Source organism: Mycobacterium sp. AT1 (genome assembly GCF_002043095.1).
Lineage (GTDB): Bacteria > Actinomycetota > Actinomycetes > Mycobacteriales > Mycobacteriaceae > Mycobacterium.
The window spans coordinates 1-26,251 of sequence record NZ_MVOC01000100.1; the positions used below are offsets into that span (position 1 = coordinate 1).

Sequence of the window (26,251 nt, forward strand, 5' to 3'; positions counted from 1 at the left end):
GTCGAGCGCTCCTCCCCCGGCCAACACCAACGCGGGCGGCGGCTCGTCGAATGCCCGCAGGCACCGGACGATGTTGGCGGCCACGGTCTCCTGCTTGACCGCCAACCGCAGGCTGCGCCATTCCTCGGCGGCCAGCTTGTTCGAGAACGGCACCAGCCCAGCGCTTCCGCGGGTGCACAACCTGCCGATCGCATCGGAGGCCGCCGGACTGTCGAGGAACAGCCGACGGCCGTCCTCCTCGTGCGCGACGTGCGGGCCCTCCACCCGCAGGGCGGGGGTCCGCTTGACCCGTTCGGCCAAGGCGCGGGGGATCCCGAGCACCCTGGCGACGGCGGTGGTGATCGCCTCGCCCGCGCCGGCCGCGGTCACCTCCCGGTCGTCGCCGATGAGATCGATTGTCCCGCCGCCGATGTCGCACACGACGGTGCCCGGCGGCAGGCCAGGGGTGGTGCGGGCGCCGACGGCCGCGGCCTCCGGCTCGCCGGCCACGGTGCGGGTCGGGCGTCCGGTGAGCTCCTGCAGCGTCGACGCCGCGTCGGCGACCAGGTCGGCGGCCAGCAGGGCGACGACGGTGCCGCGGGTGTCGGCCACGCCGCGCCGCAGCCACGCTCCGTTGTCGATCGACGACAGATCGGTGAAGAACGCGTCGTCGACGGCGAGGCCGTCCCTCGCCGAGCGGACGGACTTCAGCCGCACCTCGACGACGTTGCCCGGCGGCGCGAGCCGCAGGACGACGTGCGCCTGGGCGGGCGAGTACCGCACGACATGGCCGTCGACGGTGCAGTCGACGTAGTCGTCGTCGACCGATGGCGGGTCGGGAGGACCGGTTCGTCGGGTGACGGCGATGGCCGGTGAGTCGGCCAACTCCCTGGTGAATTCGGCGACGTCGGCGATGTCGTCGGGCCCGATGTCGAGTGCGACGCACAGCGCGATCGGGTCGGCCATGGCACGGTAGGCGCGGCCCTCGGCGACGACCTCGACGGCGATCAACGCCCCTGGTTCGACACCGTCGAGGACCACCTCGTCGACGACGGGCACGTCGACGGAGATTCGATTGCGGATCAGCACCGCGTCGTCCTGGGCGGCGATCACCCCGACGACGTCCCAGCCCCGGGCCACCGCCTCCGAAATCTTCTCGGCCGCCACCTCGAAGTCGGTCGACGAGTCGACGGAAACGATTGCGGGACCGGCGATCACGCCCCCGGACAGGCTGTGTATCGGGCGGTGTCTGCCGACCCCGAAGCCGGTGCCGGCCGGCGTGCTGGCGTGGACGGCTCGCAGACTGCGCACCGGGGACCTCGGCGAGGACGGCGGTGGCAGCGGCGCGGTGGCGGTGTCGACGGGTCGGAGGGCGGCCAGCAGGATCTCGTCGACCTCGACGCCCGCCTCGACCCGCAGCTTGTGCAACAGTGCCGCGGCGCCCTCCAGCGACTCGCGCGACCCCTTGCGTCCGCGGGTGGGGGCTTGCCCGTGCACGACCTGTTCGACGGCACCCCCGCTGACGCGCGCGACGACGATCTCGGTGGTGTGGTTGCCGACGTCCACCCCGGCCACCACGACGGTCACCGCAACAAACCTCGTCGGGCGTAGACGGCGGCCGCCTGGCGCACCAGTTCGGCGCAGCGCGCGGCACCACGGGTCTCCAGCGACGTGTACAGAGCCTCCAACTCCGCGGCCGTGGAGCGGTGCGGGCGAAGCGCTTCGTAGAGTTGCATGACGTCCTCGTCGTCGATGAGCGCCAATTCCGCTGCACGCAAGAAGTTCTCGGCCAGTTGCGGGTTTCCGCCCTCTTCGGCGACGACGGCCTGGTGAGCAAGGATCGCCGGGTCCATCCGCAGGTCGGCCAGGCTCAGGTTGCCGTTGACGGCGGCCTCGACGGTGAAGTCCTCGGGCTTCATCGGACCACGCTGACGGTCATCGGCGGCTGTCCCGGCTCACTCGCCTCGCGCTCCAGTGCCACCAGCGCGACGGCACGTGCGTGGTAGCGCGCGGAGATGGACTCGTCGGTGCCGCCGGTGAAGATGGGGATCGGAGCCATGCCCTTGGCGTGCCTGGCGGCGTTCTTGCCCAACTCCCGGTACATCCGGTCGGTCAGCAGCGGTGCGACGCTGAACAGCTCCAGATTTGCCAGAGGTGAGAGGTCACGACGATGGATGAGCGCGGTTCCCTTGCCCTGCAACCCTATTCCTATCCCCGAGCCGGACAGCCGGGCTGCGGTCAGCCCGATCATGCCGACGTCGATGGTCGAACGGACGCGGACCAGTCGCGGCACACAGCCCTCCTCCTCCAGCCCGGCCGAGATCTGTCGAAGCACCTCGCCGATGGTCAGACCGCACAGCGACAGCCACACCGTCTTGCCGAAGGCGGGCGAAAGTCCGATGCATACTTCGCGGGGATCGCTTCCCTGCCTGGCGGTCTCGACGTCGGTGAACGTCAGGTGGCCGTGGTGCTCGGCCTGGTCGGCCGTCAACTCGTCCGCCGTCCGCGCCTGCCGGATGGCGTCGATCTCGGCGCGCCGCTCCGCGGTCAACGCGTAACCGGTTCCCGGGCCCCGATAGTCGTTGGGGTCGGTGATCTTCGACAGCACGCGGAAGTCTCCGTCGAAGATCGCCGAGGTTTGCAACTGGTCTCCGCGCAGCCGCTCCCTGGTGAGCGCCATGATGGCCTCGGCCTCCACGTCGTAGCCGGTGCGCTTGAGCGAGGCGACGACGTCGAACACCGTCAACTGCTTGGCCTCGATCGAGGTGGCCGCCTCCGCGACCGCCTTCGGGTCACCGGGCGACAGATCGCGAGAACCGTTGGCCACCACGACCGCGTCGACGCGCTCGTCGTCGAAGTCGGCAAGGCCGAGGTCGCGGTACACCGCCTGGACGGCGGTCGCGGCGCGGCGGCGCACCCGGGCCAGGTGCAGAGGAGGGACGGTGCGCAGCCCGCCGTCGACTCCCCAGTCGCGTTGCAGCACCAGGAAGTCGTCCATGTCGTCGGAGTTGAAGTTGGACAGCGCAAAGGCGTTGTCGTAGCGCGGGATCGACCCGAAGCCGGAGAAGATGAAGTCGGCCCCCGCCAGCAGCACGGGCAGGGTGTGCGCGCTGCGCCGGATGTCGGACTCGGAGATGAGATTGTCGTTGCCCGCGCATGATTCGAGGTCACGGAGCATGACCATGAGGTTCTCGGCGAGCAGCTCCTTCATCCCGTCGGGCACCGAGGCGACCACGCCGACCCCGTCGATGCCGCCGTTCTGCACGCCCTGAGATCCCACCGCCCGCGCCAGCGAGACGCATCGCGACTCCAGGTACAGGATGGAGCACTTCTCCGCGGCGCCCATCAGCACCTCGGCGCCGCCACCGCTGGTCACCCGCATCTTCAGACCTCGGGAGGCGTACGCGGAGGTCAGGATTGCCTTCGAGAACGGGGTGTCGTCCCCGTCGACGAAGACCTGCTCGGTGCCGTACAGCGAGATGGTCTCGGCATAGCTGGTCAGCCCGCGCAGGCCCAGCCGCAGCTCCAGCGCCTCCTCGATCGAGCACTGCGCCATCGCGCCGGGAACACCGACCTGGCTGCCGATCAGCAGCGCGACGGCGTTGGACGGCGCGTCACCCAGCACCGGCACCGTGGTCTCGACCTCGCGGAAACCATAGGCGACCGCACTCGCCGCGTCGGCCGCGATCAGCAGCGGGTCGTCGAGCTGATTGGTCACGTGCGCCTGATTGCTCGGCGTCCGCCTCGCCCGCATCCGGGTCATCGCCATCTGCATCTCCACCGGTGAGAGCAGCGCGACGACCCGGGCCAGCTTGGCGGGGGTGATGCCGCCGACGAGGCGAACCACCTCGGCCCGTGGCACGTTGAAGTCGACGATCAGCCGGGCCAGCGCCGTGTCGTCCATCGCCATGGCCTCCTCGGCCACGTCGAGGTCCAACCCGTACAGGGCGATGAATTCGTCGATCACGTCGAAGTCGTCGACCGACTTGCCGTCGAGTTCAACCACGACCCCGTCCGTCACCACCAGCGACGGCTCGGGGTCGAACGGACTGTGCATCGCGACCAACCCGAGGTCGGGGTTGGTGACGCTGAAGCCGTCCAGATTCACCGGCTTGGCGTCGAGGATGCGCATCCGGCCCTGGTCGAGATCCGCCGTGCGGTCCGGGGTGTCGTCCACGGCCTGGCCTCCTGTGCTCGATAGCTGGCAAACCGTGGACGGGTGCTACGGCCTAATCTCGAACAACGTTGTCCTCGTACACGATTCGACCGATCAGATCGTAACGCCGCGGGTCGCGAAGTTTGAAGTACAGTGCCATCCCCGCGCCGAACACGAACAACCCGACCACGATCCACGGTGTCAGCTGGAACAAAAGTGTCCCGGACGCCGCTCCGGCCGCCGCGTCCTTGTGCTCCCACAGAAGGTAGACGACGTACAGCATGCCGACGCCGCCCAGCAGCGGTGCCAGGAACGTCTTGAACCAGTGTGCGCTCGACGGGTGGTTCTTGTGGAAGTGGAAGTAGGCGATCACCGCGAAGGCGCAGAGGGCCTGCACCACCAGGATCGCCATCGTGCCGAGGATCGCCAGCAGCGTGTACATGTGGATGTAGGGGTCCATGCCGGCGAGGTAGAAGGCCAGGATGAGCACCAGCGTGATGCCGGTCTGCACGAAGGACGCGATGTGCGGCGACCCGTGCGTGGGGTGGGTGGCGCCGATCGTCTTCTGCAGTCCCTTCGACAGACCTTCGCGGCCAAGGGCGTACAGGTAGCGCGACGCGCAGTTGTGGAAGGCCATGCCGCAGGCGAACGATCCGGTCACCAGGAGGATGTTGAACAGCGTGATGGCCCACTCGCCGTAGGTGCTGCGCACGTTGCCGAAGAAGATCTCCGAGGACGTGTCCGCGCTCTGGGCCAGCTCCACCGACTTCGCGGGACCGGTGCCAGCGATGGCCATCCACGACACGAACACGTAGAAGATGCCGACGCCGAGGACGCTGATCATGGTGGCGCGCGGGATGATCCGCTTGGGGTCCTTGGACTCCTCGCCGTACATCGCCGTCGACTCGAAGCCGACCCACGACCAGAAGGCGAAGAACAATCCGAGCCCGGCGCTGGCGCCCGCGACGGCCGCCGGGGTGAACGCGCCGATGGGGTTGAGCGTCTCGGCGACGGCGAACCCGTCGGGGCCGCCACCCTTGAACAGCACGGCCAGTGCGCCGAGGGACAGCATCACGATCTCGGTCACCAGGAACACCCCGAGCACCTTCGCCGTCAGGTTGACGTCGAAGTAGGTGAGGATGCAGTTGAGCACCAGCATCAGGATCGCGGGCGCCAACCACGGCACGGTCATGTCGAACTGGGTCTTGAACAGGTTCTGGAAGAAGAACGAGAAGATCCCGATCAACGAGGCCTCGAACACGATGTAGGCCATGGTGATCAGCAGTCCGCTGGCCATGCCTATGACCCGGCCCAGCCCGTGCGAGATGTAGCCGTAGAACGCGCCGGTGGCGGTGATGTGCTTGGCCATCGTGGCGTACCCGATGGCGAAAAGGCCCAGCACGACGGTGGCGACGATGTAGCCCGCCGGTGCGTGCGAGCCGTTTCCGAAGCCGACGGCGATCGGCACGTTGCCCACCATCGCGGTGATCGGCGCGGCCGTAGCCACCGCCATGAAGATGACGCCGACCGTTCCGACGGCGTTTCGTTTCAGCCGTTGGACGGAGTCACCTGTGTTCTCGTCGCGAGAAACGACTTGATCGGTCATCTACGGGGTCACCTTCCAGGCGAGCGATGGGGGTCCGGCAATGGCCCGTGTGCTGCGGCTCACAGTCGAACTTCCGTATATTGGCACCACCAAATAGATCGCGCAACCGTTACGGCCGTCCATTGACATAAATGGTCCACCCTTTTTAGGGTGGACGCTCGCACCCAGCCAAACGCGCAGCCAAACGAACACGCATCCACCGTGAGCGCGAGGCACCTCAGTCAGGAGTCCAGTTGTTCGACTACGGCACGTTCTCGTTCGAGTCCAAGGCACAGGTGCTCGAGCAGGCCAAGAAGTACTGGAACCCCGACAAGACCCAGTTCTGGACCGACGCGGGGGTCGACCTCGTCCTCGACCGCAGGGAGGGGTACTTCCTGTGGGACATGGACGGTCGCCGGTTGATCGACATGCACCTCAACGGCGGCACCTACAACCTCGGCCACCGCAATCCCGAGATCATGGCCGCCCTCGTCGACGGCATGCAGCACTTCGACATCGGCAACCACCACTTCCCCTCCGTGGCGCGCACCGCGCTGGCGCAACGTCTCGTCGACTCGGCGCCGGCGTCGATCACCAAGGTGGCCTTCGGATCTGGTGGTGGCGAGGCCATCGACATCGCGCTCAAGAGTGCCAGGCACGCCACCAAGCGTCGCAAGATCATTTCGATCGTCAAGGCGTACCACGGACATACCGGCCTGGCCGTCGCCACTGGTGACGACCGGTTCTCGAAGCTGTTTCTCTCCGACCGGCCCGACGAGTTCATCCAGGTGCCCTTCGGCGACGTCGACGCGATGGAGCAGGCACTGTCCGGTGGCGACGTCGCGGCCGTGATCATGGAGACCATCCCCGCGACCTACGGATTCCCGCTGCCCCCAGCGGGTTACCTCGAGGCCGTCAAGGAACTCACCGAACGCCACGACACGCTTTACATCGCCGACGAGGTACAGACCGGACTGATGCGCACCGGCGAGATGTGGGGCATCACCAAGCACGGCATCGAACCCGACATCATGGTGTCCGGCAAGGGTCTCTCCGGTGGCATGTACCCCATCGCCGCCGCGATGCTCGGCGAGCGCGCCGCGCAATGGCTCGACGAAGACGGCTTCGCGCACATCTCGACCTTTGGTGGCGCCGAACTCGGCTGCGTCGCAGCCATCAAGACCCTCGAGATCACCAGTCGCCCCGAGGTCCGGGAGAACGTGCACGCCATCACCGACGTGTTCGCCGCCGGCCTGGCCCGCATCCAGGCCGACCACGCGGACTGGTTCGTGGGCATCCGGCAGAACGGCGTGGTCATCGGGCTGGAGTTCAACCACCCCGAAGGCGCCAAGTTCGTGATGCGCGAGCTGTACGAGAACGGCGTCTGGGCAATCTTCTCCACGCTGGATCCCCGTGTCCTGCAATTCAAACCGGGCCTGCTTCTGAGTCGCGAGCTGTGCGACGACGTGCTAGAACGCTTGGACGTGGCGGTGGGCAAGGCCGCCGTCGCAGCGAAGGCGGGGTGACCCATGGGCGATGAGGGCTTCGTGGCGGACGACTCCGGCGATCCGTTCGTCTCCGACGACGTCGACGTCGCGGGGGCCGCGCTCTCGGAGTACGACCTCTCCCCCGCCTCGACACTGCGCCTGCTGAACCTCTCGGAGAACGCCACCTACGAAGTCGTCGACTCCGACACCGGCGTGCGGTCGATCCTGCGCGTGCACCGCAAGGGTTATCACCAGCCTCACGAAATCGAATCCGAACTCGACTGGCTCGCCGCGCTCCAGAGTGACGCCGACGTCACGGTTCCCGTCGTACGACCCGCTCGGGACGGCCGGCGAGTCGTGACCGTGGACCAGGACGGCGTCGAGCGCTACGTCGTGCACTTCGAGATGGTCGCGGGTGTCGAGCCCGACGAGAAGACGCTGGCCGCCTCGGACTTTCACACCCTGGGCCGGATAACCGCTGCGCTGCACGAACATTCGACGACGTGGGCCCGTCCGGACGGCTTCGGCAGGTTCGCATGGGACTGGCAGCACAGTCTCGGCGACCGGCCGCGATGGGGCCGATGGCAGGACGCGACCGGGGTGGGCGAAGCGGAACGGCGGGTGCTCGAACCGGCCCGAGACCTTCTGCGACGTCGGCTCGAGGAGTACGGCACCGGACGCGAGGTCTTCGGCTTGGTCCACGCCGACCTACGGCTGGCCAACCTGCTCGTCGACGGCGACGGTCCAGACTCCAACCCCTCAAAGATCACCGTCATCGACTTCGACGACTGCGGGTTCGGTTGGCACTTCTACGACTTCGGGACGGCGGTGTCCTTCTTCGAGGACGACCCCGCGGTACCCGAGTGGCAGGACGCGTGGGCAACGGGGTATCGGACCCGGCGCCCGATGTCGGCATCCGACGAGGCGATGTTGCCGTCTTTCGTGTTGCTACGCAGACTGCTGCTGCTGGCCTGGATGGGCTCGCACAGCCATTCCAAGGAGTCCCAGGCGATGTCGATCACCTACGCCAAGGGCAGTTGTGAACTCGCCGAACGCTATCTCGGCTTCGACGGCCGACGTCTGGCCTGACGACCACCCACCCGAAGAGCTCTGAAAGGCAACACATGTTCCAGTCATTGCAGGGCCGCACGGCGATCGTCACCGGCGGAAGTCGCGGTATCGGTCGCGGCATCGCCGAGACGTTCGCGGCCGCAGGAATCAACGTCGTCATCACCGGTCGTAGTCAGGTCGACGTCGACGCCGCCGTCACCGCACTGGCCGATGCGCCCGGCAGGGTGTCCGGGGTTGCCGCCGACGTCACCAGCCCCGACGACTGCAAGAAGGTGGTCGCCGCGGCGGTGGAACGTCACGGCGGGCTGGACATCGTGTGCGCGAATGCGGGCATCTTCCCGTCGGCCCGACTCGAAGACATGACCCCCGAGGATCTCGAGGAGGTGCTCGGCGTCAACTTCAAGGGCACGGTCTACGTCATCCAGGCCGCATTGTCGGCATTGGCCGACAGCGGCCACGGCCGCATCGTCGTGACGTCGTCGATCACCGGCCCCTTCACCGGGTACCCGGGATGGTCCCACTACGGCGCCAGCAAGGCCGCTCAACTCGGATTCATCCGGACCGCGGCAATGGAGTTGGCACCCAAGAAGATCACCATCAACGCCGTCCTCCCCGGCAACATCATGACCGAAGGTCTCGTCGAAATGGGCCAGGACTACATGGACCAAATGACCGCATCCGTGCCCGCCGGGCGCCTCGGCACCGTGGCGGACATCGGGAACGCGGCGCTGTTCTTCGCCACCGAGGAGGCCGGGTACGTCACCGGGCAATCCCTGGTCGTCGACGGTGGCCAGATTCTTCCGGAGTCGCAGGCGGCGATCGCCGAGCAGTAGCTCGGCCTCGCCTAGAATTGGTCCAACCGAATGGCGAGAGGGGGCCGGTGATGTCGAAGTCGACCGAGGAACTGCGGCGTCGCATCGTCGCCGACATCAACGCCGGCACTCCTGGTGCGAAGCTCGGGAGCGAACGCGACCTTGCCGAACGTTATTCGACGAGTCGCTCCAGCCTGCGGCAGATGCTCGCGGCGTTGGAGGAGGCGGGCCTCGTCCATCGCGTCATCGGTCGCGCGGGTGGCATCTTCATCAGCCACGCCCAGGTGCAACGCAGCCTGTCCGACGTGGTTGGGGTGCCCGCCTTCCTCGCGAACCAGGGCTACGTCGCGGGCACCCGGGTGCTCTCGACCAAGATCACCGCACCGGACCGCATCACCCAGACGGCGTTGCAGATCGGCGCGGCGGACTTCGTTCTGGAGATCCAGCGCGTCCGCCTGGCGGACGGCTCTCCCATCTCGCTCGAGTTGGCGCAGTTCCCCGCCGAGTCCTTTCCCGGGCTACTTGAAAAGCGGCTCGGCGGTTCGATTTACGAGATCCTCGAGAACGACTACGGACTGGTCACCTCCCGCGCGGACGAGCGGATCGAAGCGGTCAACGCCACCCCCGACGAGGCCTCGCTGCTGGCGATCAGGCCCCGGTCGGCCCTGCTGCTCATCACCCGCGTCACCTACGACCAGAACGACGTGGCATGTGAGTTCTCCCGCGACCTGTTCCGCGGCGACCGCACCCGGTTGGGTGTCACCGTGCAGGGCAGGGGAATCGGTGTTCAGTCACCGGTCGCCGCGGCGACGGTGGCGCTCCACAGCTGACGCTTGACCTCAAGTCGTGTTGATGTTCGACGATGACATCATCACGACTCGAGGAGGACACATGCGACCCATCCGCGCCGATCTCTGGGAAACCCGCGCCGACAGTCCCTTTCCCGGGCTGACCACCCACGCCTATCTCTGGACCGGCGGCCCGGACGGCAACGTGTTGTTCTACGGCACCCAAACCGACGCCGACTTCGGCGACCTCGACCGATTGGGCGGGGTGGCCCACCACTATCTGTCACACCGTGACGAGGCGGGCCCGATGCTGGCTCGCGTTCGAAGCCACTTCGGCGCCCGGTTGCACGCACCCGCAATCGAACTGCTCGAGATCGGCCAACACGGGCACGTCGACGTACCCCTCGCCGGTCGGCACGTGGACGGCAACGGCATCGAGGTGATCCCGACGCCGGGGCACACCCCGGGCAGCACCTGCTACCTGGTGCCCGGCGTGAACGGCCAGAGCTACCTGTTCACCGGCGACACCATAATGCTTGGGGCCGATGGCAATTGGTTCGCTGGCTACATACCGCCAATCAGCGAGGCTCAGCCCCTGGCCGACAGCCTGCGGTTACTCGGCACCCTGGCACCGGACCTGGTGATCTCGAGCGCCTTCCCCGGCGAGTCCGCCGTGCACGCGCCAGGGAAGCAGTGGCGGGCAGACACTGCCCTGGCGCTGGCGGGGTTGGCGGAGGCGGCAGCGTGCGCGTAGACCACTAGATTTACGGGCATGAGCCCCGCAGGACGGTTCGCCCCGAGCCCGTCGGCCGATCTGCACATCGGAAACCTGCGCACCGCGGCGCTGGCGTGGCTTTTCGCGCGGTCGACGGGACGTCAGTTCCTGGTACGCGTCGAGGATCTCGACGACCGCGCCAGGGACGACGTCGCCAGGCGTCAACTCGACGACCTGGCCGCGATCGGCCTGACGTGGGACGCACGACCCGAGTACCAAAGTGCCCACGAAGCGCGGTACGACGTGGTGGTCGACGAGCTCACCGGTCGGGGGATGACCTACCAATGCCATTGCAGCAGAAGGGACATCCTTCAGGCGCCGCGGGCACCCCACGCCCCCGAGGGGGCCTACCCGGGGACCTGCCGCGATCTGACCGACGCCGAACGCGCCGAACGCGCGGCCACCGGCCGACCGCCCGCGGTGCGACTGCGGTCGGAGGTCACGCAGTTCACCGTCACCGACCTGCTGCACGGCAGCTACACCGGAGTGGTCGACGACTTCGTGCTGCGCCGCGGTGACGGCGTCCCCGCCTACAACCTCGCCGTCGTCGTCGACGACGCCGCCCAAGACGTCGACCAGGTGGTGCGCGGTGACGACCTGCTGTCGTCGTCGCCCCGCCAGGCCTACCTGGGTGCACTGCTCGGCCATCCCACTCCGACCTACGCCCACGTTCCACTGGTGCTCAACACCGATGGCAAGCGACTGGCCAAACGCGACGGCGCGGTCACCCTCGCCGAACTGGGAACGTCGCGCGCACTGACGCTGATCGCGGGATCGCTTGGGTTCTCGGCGAGGGCCGTCGCCGGCATGCTGACCGAGTTCGACCCCACCGCGATACCCCGCGAACCCTGGATTTACCAGCCCGAGTGAGGAAAACCCTATGCGGGTCGCCGTCGGGTTGGTAGCTTCCGCCGGTGTTCGGATACTTCCGGCGGGCGATGCTTGCCGTCCTCATCGTCGCTGCGGTGATCCTCGGCTCGGCGGCCTGCGGGTCGTCGGAGCAGAGCGCCGACCCGATCAAGTCGTCCGGGGTGCTTCGCGTCGGCACCGAGGGCGTCTACTCGCCCTTCAGCTACCACGACCCCGCCACCGGTGACCTCGTCGGCTACGACGTCGACGTCGCCAAGGCCGTCGGCCAGAAGCTGGGCGTGAAGGTCGAATTCGTCGAGACGCCGTGGGATTCCATCTTCGCCGCACTCGAGGCCGACCGCTTCGACATCGTGGCCAACCAGGTCACGATCAACCCCGAACGTCAGGGCAAGTACGACCTGTCGCAGCCCTACACCGTCGGCGAGGGCGTCATCGTCACGCGGGCAGGTGACGATTCGATCAAGACGCTCGCCGACATCAAGGGCAAGACGGCCGCCGAGAACGCCACCAGCAACTGGTCGGAGGTCGCGCGCAAGGCGGGCGCCACGGTCGAATCGGTCGAGGGTTTCACCCAGGCCATCACGCTCCTGAACCAGGGCCGCGTCGACGTCGTGATCAACGACAGCATCGCCGTGTACGCCTACCTCGCCGAGACCGGCGACAAGTCGGTCAAGATCGCCGGCACCGTCGGCGAGAAGAGCGAGCAGGGCTTCGCCGCGCGGAAGAACAGCGGCATGCTCCCCGAACTCGACAAGGCACTCGGAGAGCTGCGCGCCGACGGGACGTTGGCCACGATCTCGCAGAAGTACCTCAAGGCCGACGCGACGGGAACACCCGCGTCGACGCCGATCCGCTCCTCGGGAGTCCTGCGGGTCGGAACCGAGGGCACCTATTCCCCGTTCAGCTACCACGACCAGGCGACCGGCCAACTCGCCGGCTACGACGTCGACGTGGCGAAGGCCATCGCCGAGAACCTGGGCGTCAAGGTCGAATTCGTCGAGACCCCATGGGATTCGATCTTCGCCGCGCTGGAGGCCAACCGCTTCGACGTCGTCGCCAACGAAGTCACCATCACCCCGGAACGCCAGGCCAAGTACGACCTGTCCGAGCCGTACTCGGTCGGTGAGGGCGTCATCGTCACCAAGGCCGACGACGACTCGATCAAGAGTCTGGCCGACCTGAAGGGCAAGACCACCGCGCAGTCGATCACCAGCAACTGGGCGCAGGTCGCCCGTGACGCAGGCGCCAACGTGGAGTCGGTGGAGGGCTTCAGCCAGGCGATCACCCTGCTGAATCAGGGCCGCATCGACGCCACCGTGAACGACAGCATCGCGGTCTACGCCTACCTCGCCGAGACCGGCGACAAGTCGATCAAGATCGCAGCGAAGACCGACGAGAAGAGCGAGCAGGCGCTCGCCGCCCGCAAGGACAGCGGCTACCTACCGGAGCTCAACGGCGCAATCGACGCACTCCGGTCCTCGGGCAAGCTCGCCGAGATCTCACAGAAGTACCTCAAGGCCGACGCCACCGGCGCCGGGCAGGCTCCGCAGGCCGGGGGTGCGCAGCAGAACGCGCCGCCGGTGCGGTCGGCGTGGCAGCTGATCCTCGACAACCTGTGGCCCCTGGCGAAGGCCGCCATCACCGCCACCATCCCGCTGACCATCATCAGCTTCGTCGTCGGCCTGGTCATCGCCCTGGCGGTGGCGCTGGCCCGGCTGTCGCCGAACGTCATCCTCACCAACGTCGCGCGGTTCTACATCTCGATCATCCGCGGCACTCCCCTGCTGGTGCAGTTGTTCATCGTGTTCTACGCACTGCCGCAGCTCGGGGTGAAGATCGACCCCTTCCCCGCGGCGGTGATCGCGTTCAGCCTCAACGTCGGCGGCTACGGGGCGGAGATCATTCGCTCCGCGATCCAGAGCATCCCGAAGGGACAGTGGGAGGCCGCCGAGACGATTGGCTTCAATTACGTTGGAGCGCTGAAGCGCATCATTCTGCCGCAGGCCGCGCGGGTGGCGGTGCCGCCGCTGTCCAACACGTTGATCTCCCTGGTGAAGGACACCTCGCTGGCGTCGACGATCCTGGTCACCGAACTGTTGCGGCAGGCCCAGATCGTCGCGGCGCCGACGTTCGAGTTCTTCGCCCTGTACGGCACCGCGGCGGCGTACTACTGGGTGATCTGCCTGGTGCTGTCGTTCGGCCAGGGCCGCCTGGAACACCGACTGGAAAGGTACGTGGCGCGATGACCGACCCCGTTGACAGTGACACCGAGACCGACTACCTCGTCGTCGCCGAGGGTGTCGAGAAGGCCTTCGGTGCCAACAAGGTGCTCAAGGGCGTGTCGTTCAAGGTCGAGCACGGCACCGCGACCGCCATCATCGGACCGTCCGGATCGGGCAAGACGACGCTGTTGCGCACGCTCAACGCGCTCGACCGGGCCGACGCGGGCGTGATCCGGGTCGACGACGTCGAGATCGACTTCTCCACCCCGACACCCAAGCCCGAAATCCGAAAGTTCCAGTCGCGCAGTGGCTTCGTGTTCCAGGGGCACAACCTGTTCCCCCACAAGACGGTGTTGCAGAACATCATCGAGGGACCGGTGATCGTCCAGAAGCGGCCCAAGGACGAGGCCGTCGCCGAGGCGGTCGCCCTGCTCGACCAGGTCGGCCTGGCCGAGAAGAGGGACCAGTACCCGTTCCAGCTCTCTGGTGGTCAGCAGCAGCGCGTCGGCATCGCTCGCGCACTGGCCCTCAAGCCCAAGCTGGTGCTGTTCGACGAGCCGACCTCAGCGCTCGATCCCGAGTTGGTCGGCGAAGTGCTCTCGGTGATCAAGGATTTGGCGGTCGAGGGCTGGACGTTGGTGATCGTCACCCACGAAATCCAGTTCGCCCGCCAGGTGTCCAGTCAGGTGCTGTTCACCGATAAGGGCGTCATCCTGGAGCAGGGCACCCCCGCCGAGGTGATCGGCGATCCGAAGGAAGAGCGCACCCGCCAGTTCCTGGACCGCATCCTCAACCCGCTGTAGCTCTCCCCCCTTTCCCGCGAGCGTGCGTGTCTGCGGGCGACACGCCGTTCGGATGTCGGAGTTCACGCACGCTCGCGCGCGTTCTCGAGCAGCAATTCGACTGCGACGGAGGCACTTTGCGCGGCGCTCTCCATGGTGGCCGACCAGTCGGTGGCGGTCCAGTCACCTGCCAGCACCAGTGACGGCACCGACGTGCGTTGCGGCGGCCGCAGCGCATCCATCCCCACCACTTGCGAGAACGTCGCCCTTGGCATCTTGACCACCTGCGCTTCGAGCACCTCGGCGGCGACGGCGGCCGGGTAGTACCGCCGCAGCAACGACATCTGTTCGGTGACGATCTCGTCGCCTGCCTTCTCGATCTGCTCGTAGGCGCCGCTGGTCGTCAGACAATACAGCCACCCGCGGTCGGTGCCCCTGCCGTGCATGATCTGCCGGTCGAAGACCTCGTCGATCACACCCGTTCCCCCGATCAGCCCCTCGAACGCCGACTCGGTGCCCAGCGGCCGGTCCAGGTACAGGTTGGTACTGACGATCGGGGTGTAGCCCAGTTTGTCTGCGGCGGCGCAGATCTCGGCGTGCTCGGGCAGCTCGTCCAGCAGTCCGGCGACGTTGGAGTTGGGTACGGCGCACACCACGCCGTCGGCGGGCACGCGGGATCCGTCGGCCAGCAGCACCCCGGTGACCGCCCCGTCCTCGATCTCGACCCGCCGCGCCACCGCCCGGTAGCGGACGTCGACGCCGCGCTCCTCGAATACCTCGAGCGCGCCCTTGACGAAGAGGGTGTCGAGGTCGACCGTGGGATAGCCGATGGTGACCGGCGTCCGGTGTCGCACACCCATCCGGAAGCCGGTGGCCATCACCTTGGCGAACACCGCGGCCGAGCCACGCGTCACCGGTTCGGCCGCGATCCCCAGAGCGAGCCAGTCCCACAACGCTTCTCGCGCCGGTGCGGGCATGCCGACTCGGTCGAACCACTGGTCGGTGCTCAATTCGGCCAGGTCGGCGGGTGGATGCAGGGCCTGCCAGCCGAGCCGCAGGGTGGCGCGGGCGGCGCGCAGACGGTCGAGCATCCCGGCGTCGGGGTGCACGCCAAACAGCGTGCGCACCGCGCCGAACCCCGTCGTCTGCACGACCTTCTTGCGACCGTCGGGCCAACGTAGCGTCGACCGCTTGGGGAAGACGACGAACTCGCGAGTGCCAACGCTGGTGAGGTAGCGGAAGAGGTGCTCGTACCCGCTGGCGATGACGTGCTGGCCGTTGTCGGGCAGATCCTCGACCTGCTCGGCCCGCATCGCGTGCGTCCGGCCACCGAGCCGTCCGCGTCGCTCCAGCAGCGTGACGTCCATGCCCGCTTCGGCCAACCAGACCGCGGAGGCCAGACCGGCCAGCCCACCCCCGATGACCACGTAGCGTCCGCCCATTCGCCCAACGTACGCCGTGCCCGTCGCCCGCCGAGCGTGCGCAAGGTTCGAACGAAAGCCGGCGTTTGCCCGCAGACACGCACGCTCGCGGGGCAAGTGCGAGAGGCTGACCCCATGTCACAACCACGAAGCGTCGATGCGGACGTCGTCATCGTCGGCGCCGGGCTCTCCGGAATGATCGCCGCCCGCACGGTGCTCGCCGCAGGATTGGTGCCCGTCGTCCTGGAAGCCGACGACCGCGTCGGCGGACGCATCCTCACCGAGGACGTGATGCCGGGGGTTAGCGTCGAACTCGGGGCGCAGTGGATCGGCGACACGCACGCGCGGATGTTCCGGCTCGCCGACGAGCTCGGCGTCGAGACGTTCCCGCAGTATGACGAGGGTGAGACGTCGTACGACCTCGGCGGCTCGGGAGTGTTGCGCGAGAACGTGTTTCACACCCGATTCGCCGACGAGCTGGCAGAGCTGGAGCGCGTCCTCCGCCGTCTCGACGAGCTTGCCGCCGACGTGCCCGTCGAGGCACCTTGGCTGGCGCCGCGGGCCGACGAGTGGGACGTCATCAGCGCGGGCACGTGGTACGACCACCAAGGACTCTCGCCAGTCGCGCGGACGCTGTTGGAGATCTGCACCGTCGGAATCCTTGCGGTGCCGACCGTCGAGGTGTCGTTCCTCCACCTGCTCTTCACCATTCAGACCTGCGGTGTGACGGCCGAGCTCTTCGCCGAATCCGAGGGTGGCGCCCAGACCACCCGGTTCGTCGGCGGCACCAGCGAGATCCCGCGCCGACTGGCCGCGCTGATCACCGACCACATCGTGCTCGACTCCCCGGTGCAGACCATCGAACACTCGACGGACGGCGTCGTCGTGCACTGCCGCGGTGGACTGGTGGCCCGCGGCCGCCGTGTCATCGTGGCCATCTCACCCACGCTGGCCGGTCGTATTCTCTACGACCCGCCGCTGTCGGGGATCCGCGATCAGCTGACCCAGCGACTGCCCAACGGCTCGGCGATGAAGGCGTTCTTCGTCTACGACGAACCCTTTTGGCGCGCAGACGGATTCAATGGTCAGCTCATCTCCGACGTCGGCCCGGCACGAATGTCCAACGACACCTGCATTCCCGACGACGACCACGGGGTGATCCTGCTGTTTCTTGAGGGCGACCAGGCCCGCACCTTCGGACGCCTGCCAGTCGACGAGCGGCGCGCCGCCCTCACCGCGGAGTTGGTGCGCCACTACGGCGCCAAGGCCGCGACGCCGGAGTTCTACGTCGACGGCGAATGGTCGGATCGACAGTGGACGCGCGGCTGCTACAACGCCAACCACGGCCCGCACGTGTGGACCACCTACGGTGAAGCGCTCGCGGCGCCGATCGGCGTGATCCACTGGGCGTCCACCGACACGGCTACCCACTGGAGCGCCTACATGGAGGGTGCCGTCGAGGCGGGCGAGCGCGCCGCGTTGGCGGTCGTCGACTCCCTCACCTAGAGCGATTTCGGCGCGTTCATCCGCGCTCACCGCGGGTGAACGCGCCGAAATCACCCAAGGAGCTCGTCGCGGAAGCGAGGATGGGCGATCGCCGCCAACGCCTCGGCACGCTCTCGGACGGTCCGGCCCTCCAACTCCGCGACGCCGTATTCGGTGACGATCGCGTCGACGTGGTGGCGCGGCGTGGTGATCACCGCCCCGGGGCCAAATGACGGCACGATCCGCGACCGCAGCTCGCCGTCCTTGGTGAACGTCGACGGCAGGCAGATGAGCGACCGATCCGCCAGCTCGAGCCCGGCGCCCGCCACGAAGTCCTCGGCACCGCCGATGCCGCTGAACTGCTTGCCGTCGAGGGTGTCGGCGACGACCTGGCCCTGTGCGTCGACCGCCAGCGCGCCGTTGACCGAGACCATGTCGGCGTTGGCACTGATGACCTCCGGCGAGTTGACGATCTCGACCGGCAGGAACGCGACGTCGGAGTTGCCGTCGAGCCACCGGTAGAGCTCCGGTGAGCCGAATGCGAACGTCGTCACGCTCACGCCCTCGTACTGACCCTTGCGGTCGTTGGCGACCTTGCCCGCCCGGTGCAGCTTCATGCAGCCGTCGGTGAACATTTCGGTGTGCAACCCGTAGTCCCCGCCGCCGCCTTCGGCCAGCAGGGTCGCGATCTGGTTGGGGATCGCGCCGATGCCCACCTGCAGGGTCGCGCCTGACCGGATGCAGCCGACGGCGTGGTGTGCGATGGCGTCGTCGACGTCGGTGGGCTCGCCCTCCGGCAGCGCGAACGGCTCCTCGGTCGAGCTGATCAGGATGTCGATCTCGTCGACGTGCAGCGCGTGGCGGTGTTCACCAAGCCCGAACGTTCGCGGGTAGGCGTCCGACGCCTCGACGATCAGCAATCGGTCGGGATCAGCTCCCGTCCTTCGCAATTCGTCGATCGTACCGCCGGCGTGCAGCGACAGCGAGCACCAACCGTCGGCGTCCGGCGGCGTGGCCACGGTCGTCATCACCCGTGGCGCCTGACGTTGGAGCAGCGGCCCGAAACGGCGGAAGTCGGCTGGTGTGAACTGGATGTCGGCTCCAGTGCCCAGCAACGCCCTCTCCAGCGGACCGAAGAAACCGGACAGGTAGTGCACGCCCTGCCGCGAGAACAACTCCGTGAGGACCGCGAGCAAGGCGCCGTAAACCCGCAGGTCCGTCCAGTCCTTGCGCTCGCCGAGCGCCCGCAGGAACGCGGGCGGCTGGCCCGGCCCGAGGGGGATGCCAAGGGAGTCGCGGTTGTCGAGTCGGGCGGCGGCCTGCTCGGCGGTGAGCTCGGTGGGCATGGCGCGACCCTATCCCCCGCCGCGATTTGGGCGCGGAGATCCGCGGTAGGCGCGGCTGAACGCGCCGAAATCGCAGGGGGTTAGAGGGCGAGGGGCAGCGACGCCATGCCCCGCAGCGTGACGTTCGGCTTGTACGGCGGCTCGGCGGCGAGCGTGGCACGTGGGAACCGCCTCGTCACCGCCGTCAACGCCACCCTGGCCTCGAGTCGGGCCAGGGGCGCGCCGAGACAGAAGTGCACACCATGACCGAAGGCCAAGTGCCGCAGATCATCTCGCTCCGGGTCGAAGGTGTCAGGCTGACCGAACGCGGAAGGATCGCGCTGCCCGGCGGCCAGCAGCAACATCATCGTGTCGCCCTTCGGCACGGTCACGCCACCGATCGTCATCTCCTCGCCCGCCGTCCGCCCGGCCAGCTGAACCGGCGGGTCGTACCGCAGGGTCTCCTCGATGATCGTGGCCGCGCGGTCGGGATCCTCGGCCAACGCCGACCAATGACCAGGCTCGCGCTGCATCGCCAGGATCGCGTTGGCGATCAGGTTCACGGTCGTCTCGTGGCCCGCGATCAGCAGCAGATTGCACGTCGCGACGATCTCGTCGGTGGTCAGCTGGTCGCCGTCCTCCTCGGCCGCGATCAGCGCCGAGATGAGGTCCTCGCGCGGGGCGGTCCGGCGCTCCTCGACGAGGCCGGCGATATAGCCACGCAACCAGTGCCCGGCGCTCATCCGGTCGGCGAAGTTGTCGGGAAGCTCGCCGGTGAAGGTGATGAACGGATCGAGACCCTGCGCCAGCAGCGCCGAGGCCCGACTGAACTGCGGCTCGTCCTCGATCGGCACGCCGAGCATCCGGCAGATGACGGCGACCGGCAGTGGGTACGCGAGGTCGGCGACGGCGTCCAAGGAATCGCCGCTCACCCGGTCGAGCAGGCCGTCGACCATCGCCACCACGTCGGCCTCGAGCGCCCTCACCCGCTTCGGCGCGAACGCCTGCTGCGCGAGCCTGCGCAGCCGCGTGTGGTCGGGCGGGTCGAGGAACAGGAACCCCGGTTGACCGAACGGCCGGGGCTCGACACCCTTGGCGATCTCGCGCTGCGCGACGGTCGACTTCAGCCGGTCACTCGCCGACGACGGGTGCCGCAGCACGTCGCCGCAGTCCTGGAACGACGAGAACACGACCAGATTGCTCTCCGGCATCTGGATCGGTCCGCCGTCGAGGATCTGCCGGTACACGGGATATGGGTCGGCCCGGTTCGACGGGTCGAGCAGCTGCATCAGCAGCGCCTGCGGCCCAGCGGTGGTCGTCATCGTTCCATTGTGCGCGAGTAGTAGCGCCCTAGGACGTACTCTCGCAGCTCGTCGAACTCACCGGCGGTGATGGCCGCCCTGATCTGGTCGACCATGCGGATGACGAATCGCTCGTTGTGGATGGTGCACAGCGTCGAGGACAGCATTTCCTTGGCCTTGAACAGGTGGTGGATGTAGGCCCGGGTGTAGTTGGCGCAGGTGTAGCAGTCGCACTCGGCGTCGATGGGGGTGAAGTCGCGCTTGTAGCGCGCGCCGGTGATGTTGTATCGGCCGGTTGCCGAGTACACCGCGGCGTTGCGCGCCACCCGAGACGGCGACACGCAGTCGAACGTGTCCGCGCCCGCGGCGACGGCGGCGAACAGGTCGTCGGGCTCGCTGATGCCGAGGAGGTGGCGGGGTTTGTCGTCGGGCAGCTCGTCGGTGACCCAGCCGACGATGGTCGCGAGATTCTGCTTCTCCAACGCCCCACCGATGCCGTACCCGTCGAAGCCCCTGCCGTCCTCGTCGCGGATTTCGGTCAAACCCCTCGCCGCCTGTCGGCGGAGGTCCTCGTACTGCGCGCCCTGCACGACGCCGAACAGGGCTTGAGCCGGCTTGTGCGCCCGCGCGATGCCAAGCCGACGATGTTCGGCAAGGCAGCGCACCGCCCAGTCGTGGGTGCGCTGAACCGAACTCTCTTGGTAACCACGGGTATTCATCAGGGTGGTGAGCTCGTCGAAGGCGAAGATGATGTCGGCGCCAAGCTGATGCTGAATGCCGATCGACACCTCTGGGGTGAACCGGTGGATCGACCCGTCCTTGTGCGAGCGGAACGTCACGCCGTCGTCGTCGACGTGTGCCAGCCGTTCCTTGCCCTCGGCGATCACGTCGTCGGCCTGGACCCGCCCGGTGTCCATGGAGAGCACCTTCTTGAAGCCGACGCCGAGCGAGAGCACCTGAAACCCGCCGCTGTCGGTGAACGTCGGACCCGGCCAGTTCATGAAGGCGCCAAGGCCGCCCGCCTCGTCGACGACCTCGGGACCCGGCTGCAGGTAGAGGTGATAGGCGTTGGACAGAACCGCTTGAGCGCCAACGTCCTTCATCGACTCGGGCAAAACGGCCTTGACGGTCGCCGCCGTCCCGACCGCAACGAAGGCCGGGGTGTGCACGTCGCCGTGCGGGGTGTGGATGACGCCTACCCGGCCGGATCGTCCTGGCAGTTGGGCCTTGACCTCGAAGTACGGCGGGGTGCTCACCGCTGTAGATTCTCACACCCCCGCGATCGGCCGACCCACGAGCATCCGGTCATGTGAGGATGAGGACATGCCGCCCAGGACGAGTCACCCCCGGCGACGCACCGACGGGCTGTCTGCCGAGCGCATCGTCGACGCCGCCGTGGCGATCCTCGACACCGAGGGGGAAGACGGCCTGACGTTCCGCCGACTGGCCGACCTCCTGGTCACCGGGCCAGGCGCGATCTACCACCACGTGGCGAACAAGGGCGAGTTGCTCGTCGCCGCCACCGAAGCGGTCCTGGCGTCGGCGACCACCGTGGCTAGCGTCGACGGACTGCGGGAGGAGGACGCCGTCAGGACGGTCGCGCTCGCGGTGTTCGACGCGATCGACGCACACCCGTGGGTCGGCGCGCAGCTCGCCAATCCACTGCAACCCGCGATGGTTCGCCTCTTCGAGAGCATCGGACGCCAGGTTCGGGCACTTGGCGTCCCCGAGGCCGCCTTGTTCACGTCGACGTCGGCGTTGACCAACTACATCCTCGGCGTGGGCGGGCTCAACGCCGCGAACGCTCGCGCCGTGGAGAACACCAACCGGACCGATCTGCTCGTCACCGTCTCGGCGGCGTGGGCGAACCTCGACGCGGACGAATATCCGTTCACCCGCGACGTCGCCCAACAGATGCGCGAGCATGACGACCGCACCCAGTTCCTCGACGGCATCGACCTCATCCTCGCCGGAATCGGCGCGCTCGGACGCCGCTCCTAACCCAGGAAGCGCACGATCGCCTCGGCGAGTTCCTCGCCGGCATCCTCCTGAAGGAAGTGGCCCGCCCCGTGGATCACGGGGTGCTCGACGCCCTGGGCGCCCCGCATCTCGCTGATGAAGATCGGCGCCATGGCTCCGGTGATCGGATCGCCGTCACTGAAGGCGACCAGCATCGGAGTGGGACTGGCGCGCAACGCCTCCCATGCATGCAGATTGGCCGGGCTCGCGGGGTCGGCCGGCGACGTCGGCACCAGGCCGGGCATCGCGCGCGGGCCCGCACAGTACGAATCGCCGGGGAACGGAGCGTCGTAACCCGCGCGGACCTCGTCGCTCATCGGCCGCAGGCAACCCGACTGGACGAACCGGCCGACCTCGATCTCGGGCATCTCCTCGATCGCCTTCCTGAACTGCCACCAGATCTCCGGCATGGGCAGATCGCCGGTGGGCAGACCCGTGTTGGCGACGACGATGCGGGCGACACGGTCCGGGTTCTCGGCCGCCAGGCGCAGACCGATGAGGCCGCCCCAGTCCTGGCCGACGACCGTCACGCGATCCAGGTCCAGTTCGCCGAAGACGAGCGCCCTGACCCACTCGACGTGCCTGGCATAACTGTGGTCTTCGATGCGGGTCGGTTTGTCGGACCGGCCGAATCCGACCAGATCGGGGCAGATGACGCGGTGACCGGCCGCCGCCAGAATGGGAAGCATCCGACGGTAGAGGTAGGACCAGGACGGTTCGCCGTGTAACAGCAACACCGGATCGGCGTCGGCGGGACCGTCCTCGACCCACGCCATCCGAAGGCGACCGCCCTCTTGGTCGTCGACGTCGCAATAGCGCGGCGGGTACGGGAAGTCCGCCAGAGCGGCGAAACGGTCATCGGGGGTACGCAGCGACTCCATGCCCGTGAACCTACCGCCGCGCTGCGCGACCGAACAGACTCCCCGGGGCGGGCAATTCTGGCAATCTACTGTCCGTCGGACCGTCTCGCCTCATAATGCGGGGGACGATCCGCTGATCTTGATGGATCGCACCGACAACGAGGAGAACAGACGTGAAGCAAAGTTTGCTGATTGCCGTGGGTGGCGCCGCGATCGTCGTCGCCGGCCTGGCGGGCTGTTCGTCGGGAGACAAGTCGACGACGGGTTCGTCGAGCTCCAGTTCCAGCTCGAGCTCGAGTGAGTCGTCCTCGAGCAGCTCGAGCGCAGCCTCGACGAGTGCGGAGGCAGCCGCGGGCACCAAGGTCACCATCGACGGACAGCCAAAGGACGTCGGCGGCACCGTCGTATGCGCCCCGATGGGCGGCAACATGAACGTCGCCATCGGCGAGTCGATGACCGGGATTGCCGCCGTCATCAGCGAATCCGACCCGCCAACGGTCACGTCCGTGGCACTGGGCAACGTCGACGGAATCACCCTCGCGGTGGGCGCCGGCCAGGGCGATGCCACGGCAACCAAGGATGGCAAGACCTACAAGATCACTGGCAACGCATTCGGCATCGACATGGCCAATCCCATGCAGCCGGCAAAGAAGCCCTTCGAACTCGAGTTCACCTGCCCCTAGGCAGCAATCGACAGCCAGTCGGCGGCGACGTCCCCACGTGGGACGTCGCCGTCGTTCGTCGACTTCCGTCTCGTCCGGAATGGCCGAACCGGTTTCGCCCGTAGGTACCGCTGGCATACGGTAGCCTCCGAGCCGTGCAAGGCGGCGCGGCACACCAGGGGGAGAAGTGGCAAAGCATCGGACGTCGACGAGACGCACTGCCCGCAAGTTTGCGGTTGGCACGATGGCCACCTTCGGGTTGTCGGGGTCGCTGGTGCTCGGGCACGCCACCAGCACCACCGCGATGGTCCAACTCACCAACACCGTGATCGGCATCGGCGGCAAGGACGACGCGACGAGCTCCGGCATCCCCACCAAGTTGTCGGGCACGGTAATACCCAAGGTCGGCGACTACGGCTACTTCGGGGTGCCCTACCCCGCGACGTTCGAGTTGGACAAGAGTCGCGACGCGGCCGTTCCGGTCGTCCACGACTATCTGACGAACACGGGCAAGGACGAAGCCCACCTGATCGTCGCCGGTTACTCCCTTGGCGCCTTGGCCGCCGAGCAGGAGAAGCGAAACCTGCAGTTGCTCGACGAGTCCGCGGCTCCGTCACACGAACAGCTGTCCTTCGTGATGATCGCGTCGCCCTTCGGCGGCAACGGTGGCGTCTTCGGCCGCCTGCCCGGTGTCGGAATCCCGTTCATCACAACCGGTATGGGCCCCGCGCAGCCCTCACGTTACGACACCACCTACATCGCCAACATGTACGACCCGTACGCCGACTTCCCCGCCTACTTCAACCCGGTCTCACTGCTGAACACCGCGCTGTCGATCCGCTACGGCCACTCCCCCGCGTACTACGACCCGCTCGATCCGGCCTCGTCCTACGCCTACCAGACGACGGTCTACAACCCCTCCACCAAGAGCACCGACAAGTACGTCCTGTACTACAACCCCCACCTGCCGCTGCTGGGTCCGTTGCGCGAGTTGGCGCAGATGACGAACACCTCGAAGTTCGCCGAGCCGGTGATCAGTTCCGTCGAGCCCCTTCTGCGGGTGCTCGTCGACATGGGCTACACCGATCGCGTGAACGCGAAGCCGGCTGCGCTGACGCCCTTTTCGCTCTTCACACCGCCGGCCAAGGTCATCGAGGCACTCGGTGCGATCCCCGGTGCGCTGGCGCAGGGCGCGGCCAATCTCGCCTCCGGGGGCCACGCCACCGTGACGCCGCCGAACCCCCTTGGGAATCTGACCCCGAAGCCGGCGGCTCCGTCGTCGACACCCCAACTCCAGGACAGCCCCGCATCGATCGCGCCCACCGAGGACGTCTCCAAGCTCGAACTCGACGAGAAGCCGGTCAAACCGGTCAAGCCAATTCCCGCGGTGACCAAGTTGGCGGCCGCGGCCACCGAAGGCCGGCATCCGACGGCGACGTCGGACGGCAACAAGTTCACTCCCGGGACCGGGACCTCCACGGCGACCGGCACGACGGACAAGACAGACGAGACGGAAACTGCCACGCCGCCTACCAAGGCGACTCCGACCGCAACCCCGGTCACCACGAATGACGCTGCCGCACAAGAGCCTTCGGCCAACACGAGTACCAGCACCGAGGCCGCCGCCTAGGCCCAGTCGGACCTGATGGCAAGGCCCGGCTAGTGTCCTGGGGATGAGCGACGCGCTTACGAGGAGGGCCACCCGCGACGACGTCGACGGCATTCGGCGACTGGTGGCGGACGCGTTCGAAAAGTACGTCGACCGGATCGGCAAGCCGCCCGCGCCGATGACCGCGGACTACGCCGAACTGCTTGACACGTCGCGGGTTTGGGTGGTCGAGCACGGGGGCGACGTCGTCGGCGTCCTCGTCACGCAGGCCCAGCCCGACCACCTGTTGCTCGACGCCATCGCCGTCGCGCCGACTGCCCAAGGCGGCGGCCACGGGCGGGCCCTGCTGGAACGAGCCGATCAGGACGCCCGCGATCAGGGACTGACGGAAGTCCGGCTGTGCACCAACGAGGCGATGACCGAGAACCTCGAGTTCTACCCCCGGCGCGGTTTCCACGAGACGGGCCGCGGGGTCCAAGACGGGTACCACCGGGTGTTCTTCGCCAAGGCCGTCGACGCCACCGGGCCTACTTCGCGCAGGTGAACTGGTTGACGTCGATGTAGCCGACGCGGAACATGTCCACGCGCGTCACCCGGAATCCGCCTGCGGTGGCCCGCTCCTGCACCATCGGAATCGTCGGCAGCCGTCCGCCGGGGAAGATTTCGGTCCACATGAACTTGAGGAAGCGCGCGAAGGTGAACGTCAGGGGCATGCCCCGCTCGCGCATCTCGTCGGGGTGCAACCCGGTGATGCTGTGCAGCAACATGATTCCGTCGTCGGGCAGGACGCCGTTGGCCATCTCGAAGAACGCTTCGTAGCGGTCGTGACCGAAGTGTTCGAAGGCGCCGATGGACACGATGCGGTCGACCGGCTCGTCGAATTGCTCCCACCCCTGCAGCAGCACCCGCTTGGACCGAGGGCTGTCCGATGCGGCGAAGAGCCGCTCGACGTGCTCGGTCTGGGTCTTGCTGAGGGTCAGGCATCGGTGCCTCCCGTGGTCGACCCGAGCCTAGGACGCGTTGATAACAGAGCAATTGCTCT

Annotated in this window: 22 protein-coding genes and 1 pseudogene; 13 read left to right on the top strand and 10 right to left on the bottom strand. The window is 67.6% G+C overall.

Translation table 11 applies throughout. The features are described from left to right. The 4 genes from B1790_RS32705 to B1790_RS32720 all read right to left on the bottom strand — a co-directional run. The coding region (locus B1790_RS32705) for a diol dehydratase reactivase ATPase-like domain-containing protein (protein ID WP_079927454.1) at positions 1 to 1,557 on the bottom strand (1,557 nt) is incomplete at its 3' end. A 5-nt stretch (positions 1,558 to 1,562) separates the two neighbouring features. Continuing rightward, positions 1,563 to 1,898, bottom strand: coding sequence for a diol dehydratase small subunit (locus tag B1790_RS32710; protein ID WP_079927435.1), 336 nt, complete (start codon positions 1,896 to 1,898; stop codon positions 1,563 to 1,565). Next, on the bottom strand, positions 1,895 to 4,111 hold the full coding sequence (locus tag B1790_RS32715; RefSeq protein ID WP_079927455.1) for a propanediol/glycerol family dehydratase large subunit: 2,217 nt from the start codon (positions 4,109 to 4,111) through the stop codon (positions 1,895 to 1,897). Before B1790_RS32715 ends, B1790_RS32710 begins: the two co-directional genes overlap by 4 nt. 97 nt (positions 4,112 to 4,208) lie before the next feature. After that, positions 4,209 to 5,741, bottom strand: coding sequence for an APC family permease (locus tag B1790_RS32720; RefSeq protein ID WP_079927436.1), 1,533 nt, complete (start codon positions 5,739 to 5,741; stop codon positions 4,209 to 4,211). 233 nt (positions 5,742 to 5,974) lie between these two features. Between B1790_RS32720 and B1790_RS32725 the strand changes: the two genes are divergently transcribed. The 8 genes from B1790_RS32725 (at position 5,975) to B1790_RS32760 (ending at position 14,548) form a co-directional block, all read left to right on the top strand. Further along, a complete protein-coding gene (locus B1790_RS32725; protein ID WP_079927437.1) occupies positions 5,975 to 7,246 on the top strand; it encodes an aspartate aminotransferase family protein in 1,272 nt (423 codons plus the stop codon). A gap of 3 nt (positions 7,247 to 7,249) precedes the next feature. Next, positions 7,250 to 8,296, top strand: coding sequence for a phosphotransferase enzyme family protein (locus B1790_RS32730; protein WP_079927438.1), 1,047 nt, complete (start codon positions 7,250 to 7,252; stop codon positions 8,294 to 8,296). A gap of 35 nt (positions 8,297 to 8,331) precedes the next feature. Continuing rightward, the gene (gene fabG / locus B1790_RS32735; protein ID WP_079927439.1) at positions 8,332 to 9,111 is read left to right on the top strand and encodes a 3-oxoacyl-ACP reductase FabG; all 780 of its coding nucleotides are present in this window, start codon (positions 8,332 to 8,334) and stop codon (positions 9,109 to 9,111) included. A gap of 50 nt (positions 9,112 to 9,161) precedes the next feature. Continuing rightward, entirely contained in the window at positions 9,162 to 9,920 is a 759-nt protein-coding gene (locus B1790_RS32740; RefSeq protein ID WP_079927440.1) for a GntR family transcriptional regulator, read from the top strand. Between the two features lie 61 nt (positions 9,921 to 9,981). Further along, on the top strand, positions 9,982 to 10,632 hold the full coding sequence (locus B1790_RS32745) for an MBL fold metallo-hydrolase (protein ID WP_079927456.1): 651 nt from the start codon (positions 9,982 to 9,984) through the stop codon (positions 10,630 to 10,632). Positions 10,633 to 10,650: 18 nt separating this feature from the next. Continuing rightward, a complete protein-coding gene (gene gluQRS / locus B1790_RS32750) occupies positions 10,651 to 11,523 on the top strand; it encodes a tRNA glutamyl-Q(34) synthetase GluQRS (RefSeq protein ID WP_079927441.1) in 873 nt (290 codons plus the stop codon). Between the two features lie 68 nt (positions 11,524 to 11,591). Beyond that, on the top strand, positions 11,592 to 13,769 hold the full coding sequence (locus B1790_RS32755) for an ABC transporter permease subunit (protein ID WP_079927457.1): 2,178 nt from the start codon (positions 11,592 to 11,594) through the stop codon (positions 13,767 to 13,769). Continuing rightward, complete coding sequence (locus tag B1790_RS32760) at positions 13,766 to 14,548, top strand: amino acid ABC transporter ATP-binding protein (RefSeq protein WP_079927442.1); 783 nt, start codon at positions 13,766 to 13,768, stop codon at positions 14,546 to 14,548. Before B1790_RS32755 ends, B1790_RS32760 begins: the two co-directional genes overlap by 4 nt. A 62-nt stretch (positions 14,549 to 14,610) precedes the next feature. Here B1790_RS32760 and hpnE read toward each other — a convergent pair whose 3' ends face one another. After that, positions 14,611 to 15,969 carry a hydroxysqualene dehydroxylase HpnE gene (gene hpnE / locus B1790_RS32765; protein WP_079927443.1) on the bottom strand — a complete coding sequence of 453 codons (1,359 nt, stop codon included), beginning with the start codon at positions 15,967 to 15,969 and terminating at the stop codon, positions 14,611 to 14,613. A 114-nt stretch (positions 15,970 to 16,083) separates the two neighbouring features. Between hpnE and B1790_RS32770 the strand changes: the two genes are divergently transcribed. After that, on the top strand, positions 16,084 to 17,454 hold the full coding sequence (locus B1790_RS32770; protein WP_079927444.1) for an FAD-dependent oxidoreductase: 1,371 nt from the start codon (positions 16,084 to 16,086) through the stop codon (positions 17,452 to 17,454). Positions 17,455 to 17,504: 50 nt separating this feature from the next. Here the strand turns inward: B1790_RS32770 and B1790_RS32775 are convergent, their stop codons facing one another. From B1790_RS32775 to tgt, 3 genes are all read right to left on the bottom strand, one after another. Beyond that, positions 17,505 to 18,779: an acetyl-CoA hydrolase/transferase family protein gene (locus B1790_RS32775; protein WP_079927445.1), complete on the bottom strand. Its 1,275-nt coding sequence runs from the start codon at positions 18,777 to 18,779 to the stop codon at positions 17,505 to 17,507. Between the two features lie 80 nt (positions 18,780 to 18,859). Next, a complete protein-coding gene (locus tag B1790_RS32780) occupies positions 18,860 to 20,080 on the bottom strand; it encodes a cytochrome P450 (RefSeq protein WP_079927446.1) in 1,221 nt (406 codons plus the stop codon). Further along, positions 20,077 to 21,315, bottom strand: a complete 1,239-nt coding sequence (gene tgt / locus B1790_RS32785) for a tRNA guanosine(34) transglycosylase Tgt (RefSeq protein WP_079927447.1) — start codon at positions 21,313 to 21,315, stop codon at positions 20,077 to 20,079. Before tgt ends, B1790_RS32780 begins: the two co-directional genes overlap by 4 nt. Before the next feature lie 67 nt (positions 21,316 to 21,382). Here tgt and B1790_RS32790 point away from each other — a divergent pair, with 67 nt between their 5' ends. Continuing rightward, positions 21,383 to 22,060 carry a TetR/AcrR family transcriptional regulator gene (locus B1790_RS32790; protein ID WP_079927448.1) on the top strand — a complete coding sequence of 226 codons (678 nt, stop codon included), beginning with the start codon at positions 21,383 to 21,385 and terminating at the stop codon, positions 22,058 to 22,060. On the opposite strand, the gene B1790_RS32795 is transcribed toward B1790_RS32790, so the two are convergent. After that, the gene (locus B1790_RS32795) at positions 22,057 to 22,959 is read right to left on the bottom strand and encodes a haloalkane dehalogenase (protein ID WP_079927449.1); all 903 of its coding nucleotides are present in this window, start codon (positions 22,957 to 22,959) and stop codon (positions 22,057 to 22,059) included. The two genes, B1790_RS32790 and B1790_RS32795, sit on opposite strands and share 4 nt — an antisense overlap. Positions 22,960 to 23,111: 152 nt before the next feature. On the opposite strand from B1790_RS32795, the gene B1790_RS32800 reads away from it, so the two are divergent. The 3 genes from B1790_RS32800 to B1790_RS32810 all read left to right on the top strand — a co-directional run bounded on the left by B1790_RS32800 (position 23,112) and on the right by B1790_RS32810 (position 25,753). Further along, a complete protein-coding gene (locus B1790_RS32800) occupies positions 23,112 to 23,621 on the top strand; it encodes a lipoprotein LpqH (protein WP_079927450.1) in 510 nt (169 codons plus the stop codon). Positions 23,622 to 23,844: 223 nt separating this feature from the next. Next, positions 23,845 to 25,230 (top strand): PE-PPE domain-containing protein, encoded by a 1,386-nt coding sequence (locus tag B1790_RS32805; RefSeq protein WP_079927451.1) that lies wholly within the window; start codon positions 23,845 to 23,847, stop codon positions 25,228 to 25,230. Between the two features lie 43 nt (positions 25,231 to 25,273). Then, positions 25,274 to 25,753 carry a GNAT family N-acetyltransferase gene (locus B1790_RS32810; RefSeq protein ID WP_079927452.1) on the top strand — a complete coding sequence of 160 codons (480 nt, stop codon included), beginning with the start codon at positions 25,274 to 25,276 and terminating at the stop codon, positions 25,751 to 25,753. On the opposite strand, the pseudogene B1790_RS32815 reads toward B1790_RS32810, so the two are convergent. After that, positions 25,737 to 26,189 (bottom strand): annotated as a pseudogene (locus B1790_RS32815) (class I SAM-dependent methyltransferase); the annotation flags it as partial. The gene B1790_RS32810 and the pseudogene B1790_RS32815 overlap by 17 nt on opposite strands. Positions 26,190 to 26,251 lie beyond the last annotated feature (62 nt).